We start from the raw sequence: 14,627 nt of genomic DNA on the forward strand, positions 1-14,627 counted from the left end.
TGTGGTTTTCTGTTTCCAGAGTTCCTTCCTGTCATGGCAAACTTCTGGTTTTGCTCGTCTTCACGGCATCAGGAGAGCCGTCGGATCAGGCCGGTGTAGCCAGCGATGGCGAGCGTTGCGAGGCCCCAAATGAGGAACTGGATCAGCCATAGGCTCGCGGCGAAGACCTGCCCGGCGAACGTGTAGCTGTCTAGGTCGCAGCGACTGCGGATGCCGGTACTGGCCAAAGGAAGACCGCGGTCCAGGCCGAGCCCGACACGTTCGATGAACGAGCAGGTGGTGCCAGGCGAAGCTGTCGCGGAGGTGGGCGCCGCGACAGGCCTTCCGGTGTCGCCAGCGGGGACACTTCCGGCGATGACACCGAGGGTCGACGCAAGCAGCAGCACGATGGCGAGTGCGCCCGCAACTCTGCGAACGCGGTAGCCGTATCCAGCGAGCAAGTCCCCACAGCGAGTGGACGGAGCGGGCGAACCGGCCACCGAGATCGCCTCGGGCTCGCAAGTCGTCCTGCTGAGCGCGGAGAATGGTGCGGGCCTCGTTGTCGTGTCCGTACGACTTGAGCAGGAGCGCGAGTTGCTGATACGGCTGCGGACTGTAGCCGGAGGTGTGGTAGCGCAATAGGTGGCGCCATTGATCTGAGTCGGCGTCAGGGAAGTACGTGTAGGTCAAGCCGGCGAAGTCGACTTCTGCGGCCAATGTCTCGTGCTCTCGGTCATCCGTGCAGACAGTTCTGGGGGAGAGGGCTACCTCGTTCGCATTGGCGACAGCAAGGTTGAGGACTTTGCGATTCTTGTCGACCAGTTCGATGCCGGCGAGGTCGAGCTTGCCTTCGACAACGGCTCTCGTGAGGTCGATGGAGCCCGTCGAATTTTGCCTCCTTGCTGAGGTCGATGTTGTTGTGGACGTGCAGTCGTTCCGCGGACAGGGATGGGCCGGACCGGTTGGTGATCTGCGCCTTGGTGCCGACGAGCTGGGCGCCGATCTTTGCGCCTGTCAAACGGACTGCGCCGTCAGCCCCTTCTCCTCGGGCGATGAATCCGTCACTGAGGTAGAGGGTCTCGCCTATCTGGATGTCACGAGCCGAGATCGCCGGTCCTGTGGTGTTGGTGACTTCTGCGCTGGACGCGTCCAGCTCTCCGTCGATGCGGGCACCGGTCATGCGGATCGCTCCACGCTCCCCGTGGCCTGACGCTTGAAGCCCGCCTGTCATGGACAGGTCGCCTGTGATCTGGATGCCGTCAGCGGAGAAGGCGGGGCCCGCGTCGTTGGTGAGCCGTGCGCCGTCAAGGGTGAGTCTGTTGCCGAGGTTCGCCGAACGGAGACGGATGGTGCCGGCTGATCCGTGACCGACGGCTTTGAACGGTGCGGAAATGAAGACCGCGCCATCGACGGTGATCTGCTCGCCGACGAAGGCCGGCCCTGAGTTATTGATGAGTTCGGCTTGCGTCAGGATCAGCTGGCCGCCGACGTGGGCTTCGGCCAGACTGAGGATCCCGTTGTCTCCCGCGCCGCTCGCGAAGAAGTGCTCCTTGAGGTAGAGCGAGCCGTCCACACGCAGCCGGTCCGCGGCGAGTGCCGATGCACTCTTGCTGGTGAGCTGTGCGCCGGACAGGTTGAGCTTGCCGTGAATATGCGCGGCGATCAGTTCGACCGCGTTGCCAGTGGCTGCTTCCACGGTGAAGCCGCGGTCGAGGTCGACTTTGACGTCGACCTCGAGGCCGTTCGCCGTGAGCTGTGGCATGTAGGAGCCGGTGAGGGACTGCCACGGGAGGTGCGCGTCCTCCAGTATCACTCCGTTGTCGAACGCACACCTGATGAAAGCCAAACCGACTTGAGGGCGGATGTGCCGCAGATCAACCTCGCCGGTGATCCTCGCACCGACTACGCGAATCCCCCGTGGGTCCAGTCCGCGAGTGTCGGTGCGCACGATCTCACGGATCAGGTGCGCGGACAGGTGATGCCCAGGGTCTTGACTGACCCGCAAGGACTCGGGAGGGAGCGTGCTGACGCGGAACTCGGTCCCGTTTTGCGCAGCTGCGACGAGCGGATCGGGCACGTCGCTTGCCATACGGGGGAGTCGCGAGTATGGACTGGTTGCGTGACGCTCTGCCTGTATGGTGATCGTTTCGATACCGAGCTCACCGCGTGCCTTGACTCATCACTCGACAACGACGGTGCCCACATGTCGAGTCTCGATCTCGCCGATCGTCCTTTGAGAAGTCACGGACGAAGGGATGGGTAGATGCACATCATGGAGCTGTATCGACGGGCGCAAGAGTAGTTCGACGCCGTGCTCGGGGACGTCCGCCCTGATCAATGGGACTCGGCATCGGCTTGTGCCGGATGGACGGTCCAGGACGTCGTCGGTCACGTTGTCTGGGGTCAGCGGCAGATGCGTGCTTGGGCGCTGGACGAGGAGTACGACGAGCGGGCAGGTGCTCCTGGTGCGCTGACGCCCGGTGTCCTGGCCGGTGGAGATCCCATCGAGGTTTGGAGAGAAGCCCGGGCAGTGTCAGGTCGGTTTTTGACTGACAAGGCTCTTGCGCGGCAGGTCTCGATCGTCGGCATCGGCGAGGTGCCGCTCGCCGGCGTGCTGAACTTGTTGATCACCGATCACGTGGCACATACGGGGGACATCGCGCACGGACTCGGGAAGGACATCCGATTGCATGATGAGCTGATCGATGCGGCGTGGGACTGGGCACGATCCAACATCGTGCGACGGCCGGGGTTCTTCGCACCGGCGGAGACTCCGCCGGCTGGAGCCGACAGGCAGACGCAAATGCTGGCGTTCCTGGGACGGGCGCCCTGGGTTGAGGTTTCGGCCTGACTTCGGAGTCAGCTCGGCGACGTGCGTCGCCTCCTGTCGAGTCAGACAAGGTGCCAACGCGCAGCCGTGGTGCGACGACGCGAAGAGCGGGAAGATGGAACCGCCGTTATCGTGATTGCCCACGAACGGGGCTTCATGGCGGCCCATGAAAGGTATTCGCAACCACTTCTGCTTAGGGGCGGCCTTGTACCTCCAAGAACTCATGACGACCGTGCGGACCACCATGACGGTGAAGACCGCCTTCGGTGAACCATTGGAGCGGGACGGAGTCACCCTCATCCCCGTCGCGCTCGTCAGCGGTGGTGGGGGAGCGGGCGGAGGCGAAGACGAGAAAGGTGCGTCTGGGGACGGAGGCGGATACGGGATGTGCGCCCAGCCGGTCGGCATGTACGTCATCACGAACGGGCGTGTCCGTTTTCGTCCTGTCATCAATGTCAACCAGCTCGTGTCCAGCGTGGGAAAGGCCGTCGCGGTCGCGATGTTCGTGCGTGCGAGAGTGGTTCGAGCCCGCACCAAGAAGCGGCTTCGTGACACGCATTAGGAGTACTCGCGATGGTCCGTGCCGAGAGCGGCGAGGGACAGAGCCGACTCGACGTCGTCGGTGACTGCGTCATGCTGGAACCGCACGTCATGCTCGAGACGGCGGTCGACGCGAGAACGAGCGGGATTCTCGACCGTTTCCCGCTTCACCTGGTGGGTTGGAGGCCCCGGACGACCATCGTCCCCGGCAGCCTGGCCAGTGCTGAAGGCCATCTGCGGGCTGAGTTTCGGACAGCCGATGCCGACGGCACCAGCGCGGTCGCCTGCCAGTGGCCTGCGAGGGAACTGCCCAATGACATGCGGTTGATGTGTCAAAGCCCGTACGACGTCGTAGAGGGTCGGGATGCCGACGGAAGCACGATCTTCCGCCGGCGAGCCAGTTCGCTCCTGGCCGAGGCCCTTGCGGGTGCCAGCGAGCCGGAGCGCGCGGACGTCGGCGGTCGGTTCCTCGACCTCGGAGTTCGATACGTGGGTAGGGCATTCACCAGTACGACGCGCGCGGGAGCGTTCAGCAGCCTGATCACTCACCCCACTTTGGTGGAATCACTTCGTGATGTGCCGGATGACGTGGAGGCCTGGCTTGTCCTCGTTGAGCTAGACCCAGAACCAACGGTCATGCGGGATTCTGACGACGCAGCGGCGGAATTGGTGGGACTGACGGCGTCCGCGCTGGTCGACTACTTCCAGCCACCGTTGAACAGGGCATCTGCGGGACCGAGAGATGCGACGCGTAACAACGTGGTCGACCTCCGCTTGACCACCGAAAGGGTCGGCGCGCGTCTGTTTTCGAAGGTCGCATCACCAGCGTTCACGCACCGAGTCGTGTACTCGGCGGGTACGAGCCGCTACTCGAGCGTCGGCGACGACATCGAGTCATTTCCGGCCTCCTGAACGTCTTATTCGACGGCAGACCGCTCGACGACGGGATGGCCGGCCGCCTTCCAGGCGGCGAACCCGCCGACGACGTCACCGACTGCGCGCAGACCGACCGCGGACATGACTTGGTGAGCGGCGAGACTCGAGGTATAGCCCTCATTGCACAGCAAGATGACCTCTTGGTCGTAGTCCTCGTACGCCAGTTCCTTCAGACGCCAGGAGCTCGTGACGTCGAGGCGCCATTCGAGAACATGCCTTGACACTGCGATCGCACCTGGGATGTCGCCGTTACGAAGGCGAAACTCCAGCGGCCGGAGGTCGATGAGCAGAGCGCCGCCACGTAGTCGCTCGGCAGCCGCGTCCGGCTCGTAGCGGGTGATGTTCTCACGTACCCGCTCCAGCAACCCCGAGATCGTGTCCATGGTCTTCATCATGCACTGGCGTAGTGGTCGGCTGCCTCGTCTACGAGGTCCGCGGTGTCGGGTTCGGGGCTTTCGGTCGGGATACGCCGGAGGTGGTAGAGCCCGTCGCGTACGAGGCAGTAGAAGTTCATGCTGGTCAGGGGTGGGGAGTACACGTGGATGGAGACCGCCGGAACAGCGTTCGCGGCGACGAGGTTGTGCAGGTATCGCGGACCGAAGAAGGCGCCGCCACCGGCTCGGTGACGTCTCGTCGTCAGCTTGCCACCGGTCACCGAGCCGAAGTCTTCGAGTAGTTCACCGTCGATGACGGCGAAGGCTCCGCTGCTCCCACCGTGGTCGTGGAGCAGGGTGTCCTGCCCGTAGTCCCAGCAGATCAGCCACACCTCGACGAGGTGATCCCGGTAAAGCCGCGCGTAGTGGCGGCGAGCGAGGTCGAACTCGACCTTCTGGTCCCAGAGTCCACGGTGATCGCCGATCCTCCGGGCCGTCTCGAGGAGGCTGCGCTGCGACACGGAGGCGGCGGCACCCGGGACGTTCACCAGTTCACTGATCGTCGGCATGTCGGACAGCGATGCCATCAACCGCTCCTTTCACCTCCAGACGCTCGGTGCCGATCCGCCGGCCGAAGGCATGAAGCCGCAGGCCTGCCGCGCCGAGCTGAGCCGGGTCGAGGACGTTCCGTGTGTCGACGACGAGGTCGCCTTCCATCAGCTGGCCGATGAGGTGCCAGTCAAGCTCCTGGAACTCGTTCCATTCGGTCAGGACCGCGAGAGCATGCGCTCCTTTGGTGGCCTGATAAGGGTCATCGACCGCGAGCGGCGCCTGTGGTGTGCCGCGGACCGCGGGATCGAACGCCGTCACTTCGGCGCCGAGTTCCCCGAGTCTTCGCGCGATGGCGAGAGCAGGCGAATCCCGGAGATCACCGGTTCCCGCCTTGAACGTCAATCCCAAGACCCCGATCCGGGGGCGGCCGGGGCCGTCGCCCAGCAAGGCGAGAATCCGCCGCGCCATACGATCTTGGTGGGCCGCGTTGAACCGCACAGCGGCGCCCAGGACATCGAAATCGACGTCGGCGGCCTTGGCCGCGGCCAGCAGGGCATGTGAGTCCTTCGGCAGGCACGAACCACCCCAGCCAGGCCCTGGACGTAGATGCGCCGGCCCGATGCGCGGGTCGAGGCCCATCACGTGCGCGACATCGAGCGCGTCCGTGCCGGTCGACTCGCACAGTGCCGCGATCGAGTTGATGTACGACAACCTCACCGCCAGGTAGCAGTTGGAGGCGTACTTCGCCATCTCCGCGGTACGCCGGTCCGTCGTCACGGTCGTGACATCCGGGCTCCGGTACAGCCCCACAACGAGTTCCGCCGTGCGGGGATTCTGGCAGCCGACGACGATCCGGTCCGGGTTGAGAAAGTCCTGGACGGCATGACCTTCACGGAGGAACTCGGGGTTGCTGACGACTTCGACGTCACTTCGACGGAGCCGGATCACGAGGTCGTCACCTGTGCCGACCGGCACGGTCGACTTCACCACCACGACCGCTCCCGAACGCAGATGCGCCCCTACCTGTCCCGTCACGTGCTGCAGAGTACTGACGTCTGCCTGCCCTGATGAGGTCGTCGGTGTGGGGAGGCAGAGGAACACGATCTCCGCGCGCCGAGCGACCTCGATCAGGTCGTCGGTGAAGGAGAGCTTGCGCCGGAGTATGCCCTGGAGGACGAGCTCGCTCAGTCCTGGCTCGAGAATCCCGACCTCGCCGCGGCGAAGTGCGGCCAGTTTGTCGTGGTCATTGTCGACGCAAGCGATCCGGTGTCCAAGGCCGGCCAGACACGCCGCGGTGGTCAGCCCGACATAACCCGCCCCGACGACCGCGATGTCCCGATCAACCATCGCTTCGCGCCGAGACCGTCAAACGGGGCGTCCTGTCCACGTACCAGTCGACGGTACGCCGGATGCCGGCGCGCACCGATGTTCGCGGTTGCCAGCCGAGCAGCGACTGTGCCAGTGAGATGTCAGGTCGACGGCGGACCGGGTCATCGGTACGTGGTGCGGTGTGAGCGAATCGCGGCTCGGTACCCGTTGTCGTGGCGATCACGCGTGCGACCTGTTCGACCGTGTACTCCTCGGGATTTCCGAGGTTGATCGGTCCGCGGACGTCACTTTCCATCAGGAGCACGATGCCGTCCACGAGATCGTCGACGTAGCAGAGCGAGCGGGTTTGTTGCCCGTCACCGTGAATCGTGAGCGGCAGGCCGGTGAGCGCCTCGGAGATCAGTTGCGGGATCAAGCGTCCGTCGTCGGCGCGCATACGGGGTCCGTAGGTGTTGAAAAAACGCGCGATGGTGATGTTCGTTCCGTGTTGGCGGTGGTAGGCCATCGCGAGCGCCTCGGCGTATCGTTTGGCCTCGTCGTAGACGGAACGGACACCGACAGGGTTGACGTTGCCCCAGTAGGACTCCACCTGCGGGTGTACCTCGGGCGTGCCGTAGACCTCCGAGGTCGAGGCGAGGACGAACCGCGCGTCGTTCCTCCACGCCAGCTGTAATGCCCAATCGGTGGCGTACGCGCCGATCTGAAGGATTCGAATGGGAATCCTCTCGAAGTCGACCGGAGACGCCGGCGACGCGAGATGGATGACGTAGCGCGGATGCACCGTCGTGAGAAGATCCGCTGTCGCTTGGCTCGGTATCTCGGCGTTCACGAACTCGAACGCCGGATCGGACATCAGCGGCTCGATGTTCTCGATGACGCCGGTCGAGAGGTCGTCGACGCAGACGACCTCCCGACCCGACGACAGCAGGCGCTCACACAGGTGCGAGCCCAGAAAGCCGGCGCCGCCGGTCACGAGGACCGGCGAACCTTGGCCGTTACGACCGCCCATAGGGCTCTCCCCCAGAGAGAATCCGGACCTACGCAGGAAGAATGCGTTCGAACTTGATCGGCAGCGTTTCGATGGCGTGGACGGCGTCGGGCATGTACTTCGGCGGATCGGCCTCAAGCTCGGGACCGACGAGCCTCTTCGCCATCGTCGCGAGTGCGATCTGGCCTTGCATCCTCGCCAGGGAAGCGCCGAGGCAGAAGTGGATCCCCGCACCGAACTCGAGGTGGTGATTGTTGGCTCGCACGATGTCGAACTTGTCGGGATCAGGGAAGCGCGCGCCATCACGGTTCGCGGCGCCGAGCCACAGCAGGATCATCTGGCCCTTGGTGACCTTGCTGCCGTTGATTTCCAGATCCTCCAAGGCGTAGCGCCTCGTGAACTGGATCGGCGAGTCGTAGCGGAGAACCTCCTCGACCGCGGACGGAGCCTGCACCGGGTTCTCCCGCAGCTGCCGCAGTTGGTCGGGATTCCGCAGCAGTGCGAGCATGCCGTTGGAGATCAGGCCGACGGTGGTTTCGTGGCCTGACACCACGAGGAGCCGGCAGGTGTCGTTGACCTCGTCGAGAGTCAGTTCTCCCCGATCCGCTGCGGCGATGAGCGTCGTCAGGAGATCGTCGCCGGGGTTCTTGCGCTTCTTCTCGATCTGCGCTTCGAAATACAGTGTGAACTCGTCCTGCTGCTGCATGCTGTAGGTCGCGCAGGCACCCGCTGTGGTCGGCGCTTCGAAATCGCAGCACAGCTGCGACCGCGTCCAGGGCTTGACCTCGCCGAGGTGGTCGGCGGCATCGACGCCGATGATCTGGCTGATCAAGGTGATCGGGAGCGGGAATGCGAGATCGTTGATCAGTTCGAAGCCGCCCTTGGCAGCAGCGGCGTCCAGGTACTCGTCGACGAGCCGCTGAACTGTGGGCCGTAGCGTCTCCATGCGCTTGGTGCTCAAGGAATCGCTGACCAGACCGCGAAGGCGGGTGTGGTCCGGTGGGTCCCGGTGCAGGAACGACCGCTGGTTCATGGTGGAGACCAATTCGGGCGGAACCTCTCCGCTGGCCACCATGTTCTGCTGGGATTTGCCGTTACGGTCGTCCGCGCTGACCTTGTTCGAGCGCAGAACGGTGGAAACATCGTTGTACGACGTGAAAACAATGGCATCACCGGCCAGGTGAACCGGTCGTTCCGCAAGGATCCGCTGGTAAAGCGGGTACGGATTCATCATCGTCGCATGATCGGCGAACATGTCGATGATCGATGGACCGTCAGCGGCGGACCAGGGGAGGTCCTCCTGCTTCGTGCCGGGATACAGCTTCTCTTCGAGCATCGACATAGCAGCGCCCCATCCGACTATGTTTCAGAGATCTTTGGAAGACTGTCGAAGCCGAGGCTATCCGCGCGGTTCGAAGGCGTCAACGGGAGATCGCGGGCTCGGGGTCGACGGCGGGGCTCCTCGGCTTGCGCCCTAGTCGCTATCCGTGACCTCTCGCAGTTGCGCCAGCACGCCGGTCAGAGTCGCATCGAAAAGAGTCAGATCGTCCTGTGGCATCGCCGCGAAGAGTCGCTGCGCGAACTGCCGATGGTCTTCGTTCATGGCTTTCGCCGCACGCCGGGCTTTCGCGGTGATCGACACCATCGTCGCCCTGCGGTCCGTCGGATGCGGATTGCGATCGACGAAGCCACCTTCCTGAAGTGCGTCGAGCAGGCCGGTGACGTTCCTCGGCGTGACGTTGAGCGCCTGGCTGAGCTCGCGCTGGGTCATCGGGCCCCGATGGAAGAGTTCCCAGACAACGGTGGCCCGTGCACGGGTCAGGCCCCGCTCGGCGAGCGAGTGCTCCATGTAGCCGGCCATCAAGACGCTGAGCTCGAACAAGCGGTCCAGCGTGCTGTCCGCGTCGGCGGGTGCAGTGGTCGCCCCTGACGCGGAGCTGAGTTCATTGTGTATGGACTTCACGATGTAGTAGCCTCCGTGGGTATGTTAGCGAACGGCGACGGCAGGATCGTGGTCTCCGGCCTCACGAAGGCGTTCGGTGCGGTCAAAGCGGTCGACGACCTCAACTTCACGGTCGAGCCCGGCACTGTCGCCGGGTTCCTGGGGCCCAACGGCGCGGGCAAGACCACGACGCTGCGGATGGTGGTCGGGCTGGTCAAACCCGACTCGGGTTCGGCCACGATCAACGGTGTGTCCTATGCCGCGATGCCCTCTCCCAATAGCCAGGTCGGCGCGGTTCTGGAGGCGTCGGGATTCCATCCTGGCCGTAGCGGTCGCCAGCATTTGAAGACGTACTGCCTGGTCAACGGTTACCCCGGGCGTCGTGCCGACGAGGTCCTCGAGCTTGTCGGGCTGACGTCCGCGGCGAAGCGCTCGGTCAAGGGGTACTCACTGGGCATGCGACAACGTCTCGCACTCGCCGCGGCCCTGCTGGGCGACCCCCAGGTCATGATCCTCGACGAACCGGCCAACGGGCTGGACCCGGAAGGCATCGTCTGGATGCGCGGGCTGCTCCGGGAATTCGCCGCCAAGGGACGGACCGTCCTGGTGTCCAGCCATGTCCTCACCGAGATGCAACAACTGGTCGACCACGCGGTGATCATCAACAAGGGCAGGCTTGTCCGGCAAGGCACCCTGGGGGAGTTGTCCGAGAAATCCGGTGGTGTCGTCGCTCGTACGCCCGATCCGGACAAGTTGATCGACGCACTGCGACGAGCCGGCCATGACGCCGGCCGAGCATCGGACGGCCGGGTCGAGATCAACGGTGCCGATACGGCGCGAGTCGGCCATATCGCCTTCGTGGAGGGTGTCGAGATCCACGAGCTGTTCGAGCGTCAGAGCGATCTCGAGCGCGTGTTCTTCGAACTGACAGCAGGCGGCGACGAGGGCAGGGTCCTCGCGATGCCCGGGGTGGGATGACATGGGACGGTTGATCACCGCCGAGTTTCAGAAGCTCTTCGCGACCCGGCTTTGGCTGGTCTTGCTCATCGGGTCCATCGGGATCTCGGTCCTGTACGCGAGTCTGGCCATCGCGTTCGCCGACAGTCCGGGAAATCCGACTCCACCTCTGTCCACAAAGGAAGGACAGGGAACGGTTTTCGCCACCGCGCAAGGAGCGAGCACCCTGGTCGCGGTTCTGGGCGCGATCGGGCTGACCGGCGAGTTCCGGCACAAGACCGCCACCGCGACATTCCTGGCGACCCCGAAGCGCGGCCGGATCGTGATCGCGAAACTGATCACCTACTGCGTCGTCGGGATCGGCTACGCGGTCCTCTGCTTCGCCGCCGTGGCCGCGGTCGCGGTCCCTTGGCTCTCCGCGAAGGGCATCACCGTCGTCATGGACGGCAAGCTGGAGATCTTCGCCGGCGTCGTGGCGTCGATCGCGATCTTCGCGGCCGTCGGTGTCGGCTTAGGGGCGCTGATCCGCGATCAGGTGGCGACGGTTGTTGGCCTACTCATCTATCTCTTCATCGTCGAGCCGATCCTGACCCGGGTGACCGCGTTGGAGAGCTGGACGAAGTACTTACCCGGTGCGGCGGAAGACGCTCTCACTCAGGTGACCCAAAGTAATCAACATCTTTTGGCGCCGACGCTGGGCGGAGTAGTGCTACTCGCGTACGGCGTAGTCTTCGCGGTCGCTGGCACCTTCCTGGCAGTTCGGCGTGACGTCACGTGACCATGGCAGGCCGCCAACAACTCGTGCGGCCGCATTATTCCCTTGATCGTCCGTGAGCCTGGACACACGATTGGGCGATGGCTAGTCTGACGTTCGTCCAGAGACTTTTGGAGTACGGACGCTGAGGGGTTTCGCGGGGCGAACGAAAGCACGGGGGTTTGTCCTTTGCCCGGGGGTCATCGTGGGCCAGCTCGGCGAGATGGGGTGGTGTCTGGCGTGTCCGCAGACTATGCAGCATCGCTGGAATCTGTCATCAGTAACGTTGTCGCCCCGCAGGCGGTGGAAACCGACCGCAGTGGTGAATTCCCGCGGAATTCCGTGGAAGCATTGGGGAAAGCGGGAATTCTCGGCCTGTTGAGTTCGGCTGATGTGGGCGGCGGGGGTGGAAGCCTCGCCGATGGCGCGGTCGTCATCGAAAAGCTCGCGTCGAACTGTGGTTCGACGGCGATGGTCGTGCTCATGCATTACGCCGCGACGGCGATTCTCGAGGCGCACGGTCGCGAGGAGATCAGGCGTGCCATCGCGGCCGGGGATCATCTCACCACACTGGCGTTCTCGGAATCCGGTTCACGCAGTCATTTCTGGGCTCCGATGAGCTCGGCGACGAGTGACGGTAACGGAAAAGTGGAACTCAACGCGAGTAAGAGCTGGGTGACCGCGGCGGGGCAGGCGGACAGCTATGTGTGGTCCAGCAGGCCGATCAGTGCCGAAGGGCCGATGACGTTGTGGTCGGTCCCGTCCGCCTCCGATGGCTTGACCGTGCGCGGAAAGTTCGACGGACTCGGCCTTCGTGGGAATGCCTCCAACCCCGTGGCGGGTGAATCGGTGGAGGTTTCCAAGGGTGCGATGCTCGGTGAAGACGGTGCGGGTCTGGATATCGCGCTGCAGACCGCGCTGCCGTACTTCCTCGTGCTCAACGCCGCGTTCTCGCTGGGGTTGATGCAGGCACAGATCGCCGAGGCCGGCGAGCACCTCAAGAACACACAGCTGGCTCACCTCGAGCAAACCCTGGCCGAACAGGAACATCACCGCACGCAGTACGCCCGTCTGCTGACCAAGGTCGACGAGGTCCGCGCGTTCCTGCAGGACACCTTGCAGGCTCTGGGTTCCGGCCGCGCCGACGCGACTCTGCGGGTCTTGCAGGTGAAGGCGGTCGCCGCCGAGGCGGCGAGCGAGGTCTCCGACGGTGTCATGCGGCTCTGCGGAGGCTCCGCCTTCCGGAAGGAACTCGGCGTCGAGCGCCGGTTCCGTGATTCGCTCGCCGCGCGCGTCATGGCACCGACCACCGAGGCCTTGCGCGACTTCGTCGGACGGGCCGCGCTCGGCCTGCCGCTGTTCTGAGGGGAAGTAAATGACACTGTTGATGGGCGCCGTCGCATACGACCCGAAGGTGGTCACCATCTGGGGCGGATTCCGGTCCTGGCTCCAGGCTCGTGGGCTGCCGTTCGACTTCGTCCTCTATTCGCACTACGAGCGGCAGGTCGAGGATCTCGTCGACGGAAAGATCCACGCGGCGTGGAACTCGCCGCTGGCGTGGCTTCGTACCGAGCGCCTCGCGAAGGCGAAGGGCCGCACCGTGAGCCCACTCGTCATGCGGGACACAGACCGCGACCTCACGTCGGTCTTTTTGGTTCGCAGCGATTCCCCGTACGAAAAGGTGTCCGACCTCAAGGGACAGTCAGTCGGTCTGGGCGCCATCGACTCGCCTCAAGCGACGCTGGTCCCGCGATCGTTCCTCCGCGAAGCCGGCTTGACTCCCGGTGAGGACGTCACCATCCGACGCTTCGACGTCGGCGTGGGCCTTCATGGTGACCACATCGGCGGCGAACGAGATGCCGCTCGCGCTCTGCTCGCCGGTGACATCGAAGCCGCGGCCATCATCGACGTGAACCATCTGCTGTTCAGCCGGGAAGGGACACTGCCTGCGGGCAGCACCCGGGTTCTCGCCCAAACTCCGACCTACGATCACTGCAACCTGAGCGTCATCGACTCGGCCCCGGCCGACTTGGTCAAGAAGTTCGGTGACCTTCTGCTGTCGATGTCTTACGCCGACCCGGAAGTGCGGCCACTGCTCGACCTCGAGGGCTTGAAGATGTGGTACGAGGGCCGCAGCAGCAACTACTCCCTGCTCGAAACCGCGGTGGAGGAGGAAAGCTTCTACGACGCCGGCGGCAGCGTAACTGCCGAGGAGTACACCCCATGACAGCAGCACCTGGAGTTCTCGACCTGGAGAATCTCGGCTTCGAACGCGGCGCTCACCTTCTGGTGCAGCAGGCTCTGAAGGAGATGCACCCGGGACAGGAACTCGGCGTCACCGGCGCGGATCCGGCCCTGACCGTGCACCTTGAAGCCTGGTGTAGGCAGAACGGTCACCGGGTCCGCCAGGCGGTCGACACGGACTTCGGTGTCCGGGCTTGGGTTGTTCGCGGGCGAGCGGATCTGGACAGGTGGGCCGGTGCCCAGCGCGCAGGCTCCCCGGGCATCGACGGGATCGTGGAGAATCCTCCGGCGGACTGGGGGCTCGCCGCCCGCGGTGCGCTGATCGAAAGCGGTGGGCCACAGACACCGTTCGACATCACCCATCGCGATCTCGTATGGGCGGAGATCGCGCCGGCGTTGTACGCCAACGCCGCGTCGGCGCAGTGGGATCCCAACACCGCGATCGACTGGAAGGCCGAGTTCACCCTGCAGCCGGAGATCGAGCAGGCGGTCGTCCAGGTGATGACCTACCTGATCGAGAACGAACAGGCCGCTCTCGTCATCCCGTCGAAGTTGCTGGCCCGGGTCCATCCGCACTTCCGTGAAGTGCTGCAGTTGCTGGCCGTCCAGGCCGCGGACGAGGCGAGACACATGGAGGTCTTCACCCGCAGAGCCCTGCTGCGCGGTGGTGAGATGGGCACGTCCTCGGTCAGCGGACGTGAGTCATTGTCGACGTTGCTCGAAGAGGCCGAGTTCTCGATGGCCTCGTTCCTGTTGTCGGTGCTGGGCGAGGGAAGCTTCCTCAACCTGCTGGAGTTCCTCGACAAGAACGCGCCCGATCCGGTCACCCGCCAGGTGACCAGAATGGCGCGCCGGGACGAGGCGAGGCACGTCGCGTTCGGCGTCGCGCACCTTCAGCATCAGGCGGAGCTGGATCCAGGTGTTCGGCACCGGATGCGTGCGGCGGTCGAGCGGCGTTACGAGTCTCTGGTCGATACCTCCGGCCTCAACCAGGATGTCTTCGACTCGCTGGTGATACTCGCGGCAGGTGACTGGACTCCCGCGGCGATCGCCAAGGGATACGACGCGGTCATGAAACTGCAGTCCGAAATGGACGATGGCAGGCAACGCCGCTTGGTCCATCTCGGCTTCCCATCGAGCGAGGCTGCGGACTTGTCCGCGTTGCACACCAAGAATTTCATGTAGTACGAGGCTCGGTGGAG

The 14,627-nt window shown here is 64.4% G+C and carries 16 protein-coding genes; 8 read left to right on the plus strand and 8 right to left on the minus strand.

From position 1 onward, the window contains the following. Positions 1–68: 68 nt before the first annotated feature. Positions 69–386: a hypothetical protein gene (locus ACZ1DY_RS12755; RefSeq protein ID WP_465484475.1), complete on the minus strand. Its 318-nt coding sequence runs from the start codon at positions 384–386 to the stop codon at positions 69–71. Positions 387–712: 326 nt separating this feature from the next. Further along, positions 713–2,068, minus strand: a complete 1,356-nt coding sequence (locus tag ACZ1DY_RS12760; protein WP_465484476.1) for a hypothetical protein — start codon at positions 2,066–2,068, stop codon at positions 713–715. Positions 2,069–2,290: 222 nt separating this feature from the next. Between ACZ1DY_RS12760 and ACZ1DY_RS12765 the strand changes: the two genes are divergently transcribed. From ACZ1DY_RS12765 to ACZ1DY_RS12775, 3 genes are all read left to right on the plus strand, one after another. Further along, entirely contained in the window at positions 2,291–2,830 is a 540-nt protein-coding gene (locus ACZ1DY_RS12765; protein WP_465484477.1) for a TIGR03086 family metal-binding protein, read from the plus strand. Positions 2,831–3,032: 202 nt separating this feature from the next. After that, a complete protein-coding gene (locus tag ACZ1DY_RS12770) occupies positions 3,033–3,371 on the plus strand; it encodes a spore germination protein GerW family protein (protein WP_219151753.1) in 339 nt (112 codons plus the stop codon). Positions 3,372–3,382: 11 nt separating this feature from the next. Continuing rightward, entirely contained in the window at positions 3,383–4,261 is an 879-nt protein-coding gene (locus ACZ1DY_RS12775) for a hypothetical protein (protein WP_465484478.1), read from the plus strand. A 5-nt stretch (positions 4,262–4,266) separates the two neighbouring features. Here the strand turns inward: ACZ1DY_RS12775 and ACZ1DY_RS12780 are convergent, their stop codons facing one another. From ACZ1DY_RS12780 to ACZ1DY_RS12805, 6 genes are all read right to left on the minus strand, one after another. After that, positions 4,267–4,668: a rhodanese-like domain-containing protein gene (locus ACZ1DY_RS12780; RefSeq protein ID WP_219151755.1), complete on the minus strand. Its 402-nt coding sequence runs from the start codon at positions 4,666–4,668 to the stop codon at positions 4,267–4,269. A gap of 8 nt (positions 4,669–4,676) precedes the next feature. Then, positions 4,677–5,246 (minus strand): cysteine dioxygenase, encoded by a 570-nt coding sequence (locus tag ACZ1DY_RS12785; protein WP_465484479.1) that lies wholly within the window; start codon positions 5,244–5,246, stop codon positions 4,677–4,679. Then, positions 5,212–6,558, minus strand: coding sequence for a UDP-glucose dehydrogenase family protein (locus ACZ1DY_RS12790; protein WP_465484480.1), 1,347 nt, complete (start codon positions 6,556–6,558; stop codon positions 5,212–5,214). Before ACZ1DY_RS12790 ends, ACZ1DY_RS12785 begins: the two co-directional genes overlap by 35 nt. Beyond that, positions 6,551–7,549, minus strand: coding sequence for an NAD-dependent epimerase/dehydratase family protein (locus tag ACZ1DY_RS12795; RefSeq protein ID WP_465484481.1), 999 nt, complete (start codon positions 7,547–7,549; stop codon positions 6,551–6,553). The genes ACZ1DY_RS12790 and ACZ1DY_RS12795 overlap by 8 nt, the downstream gene beginning before the upstream one ends. 28 nt (positions 7,550–7,577) lie before the next feature. Further along, positions 7,578–8,870: a cytochrome P450 gene (locus ACZ1DY_RS12800; protein WP_465484482.1), complete on the minus strand. Its 1,293-nt coding sequence runs from the start codon at positions 8,868–8,870 to the stop codon at positions 7,578–7,580. 132 nt (positions 8,871–9,002) lie between these two features. Further along, complete coding sequence (locus ACZ1DY_RS12805) at positions 9,003–9,410, minus strand: MarR family winged helix-turn-helix transcriptional regulator (protein WP_465484483.1); 408 nt, start codon at positions 9,408–9,410, stop codon at positions 9,003–9,005. A gap of 102 nt (positions 9,411–9,512) precedes the next feature. On the opposite strand from ACZ1DY_RS12805, the gene ACZ1DY_RS12810 reads away from it, so the two are divergent. From ACZ1DY_RS12810 to ACZ1DY_RS12830, 5 genes are all read left to right on the plus strand, one after another. Continuing rightward, positions 9,513–10,448 carry an ABC transporter ATP-binding protein gene (locus tag ACZ1DY_RS12810; RefSeq protein WP_465485647.1) on the plus strand — a complete coding sequence of 312 codons (936 nt, stop codon included), beginning with the start codon at positions 9,513–9,515 and terminating at the stop codon, positions 10,446–10,448. Position 10,449: 1 nt separating this feature from the next. Next, entirely contained in the window at positions 10,450–11,205 is a 756-nt protein-coding gene (locus tag ACZ1DY_RS12815) for an ABC transporter permease (protein ID WP_219151762.1), read from the plus strand. Between the two features lie 207 nt (positions 11,206–11,412). Continuing rightward, entirely contained in the window at positions 11,413–12,546 is a 1,134-nt protein-coding gene (locus ACZ1DY_RS12820) for an acyl-CoA dehydrogenase family protein (protein WP_465484484.1), read from the plus strand. A gap of 10 nt (positions 12,547–12,556) precedes the next feature. Then, entirely contained in the window at positions 12,557–13,408 is an 852-nt protein-coding gene (locus ACZ1DY_RS12825) for a phosphate/phosphite/phosphonate ABC transporter substrate-binding protein (RefSeq protein WP_465484485.1), read from the plus strand. Continuing rightward, positions 13,405–14,610 carry a sulfurtransferase TusA family protein gene (locus ACZ1DY_RS12830; protein WP_465484486.1) on the plus strand — a complete coding sequence of 402 codons (1,206 nt, stop codon included), beginning with the start codon at positions 13,405–13,407 and terminating at the stop codon, positions 14,608–14,610. Before ACZ1DY_RS12825 ends, ACZ1DY_RS12830 begins: the two co-directional genes overlap by 4 nt. Positions 14,611–14,627: the final 17 nt, after the last annotated feature.

It is taken from the genome of Amycolatopsis sp. PSD-21, from assembly GCF_055561455.1.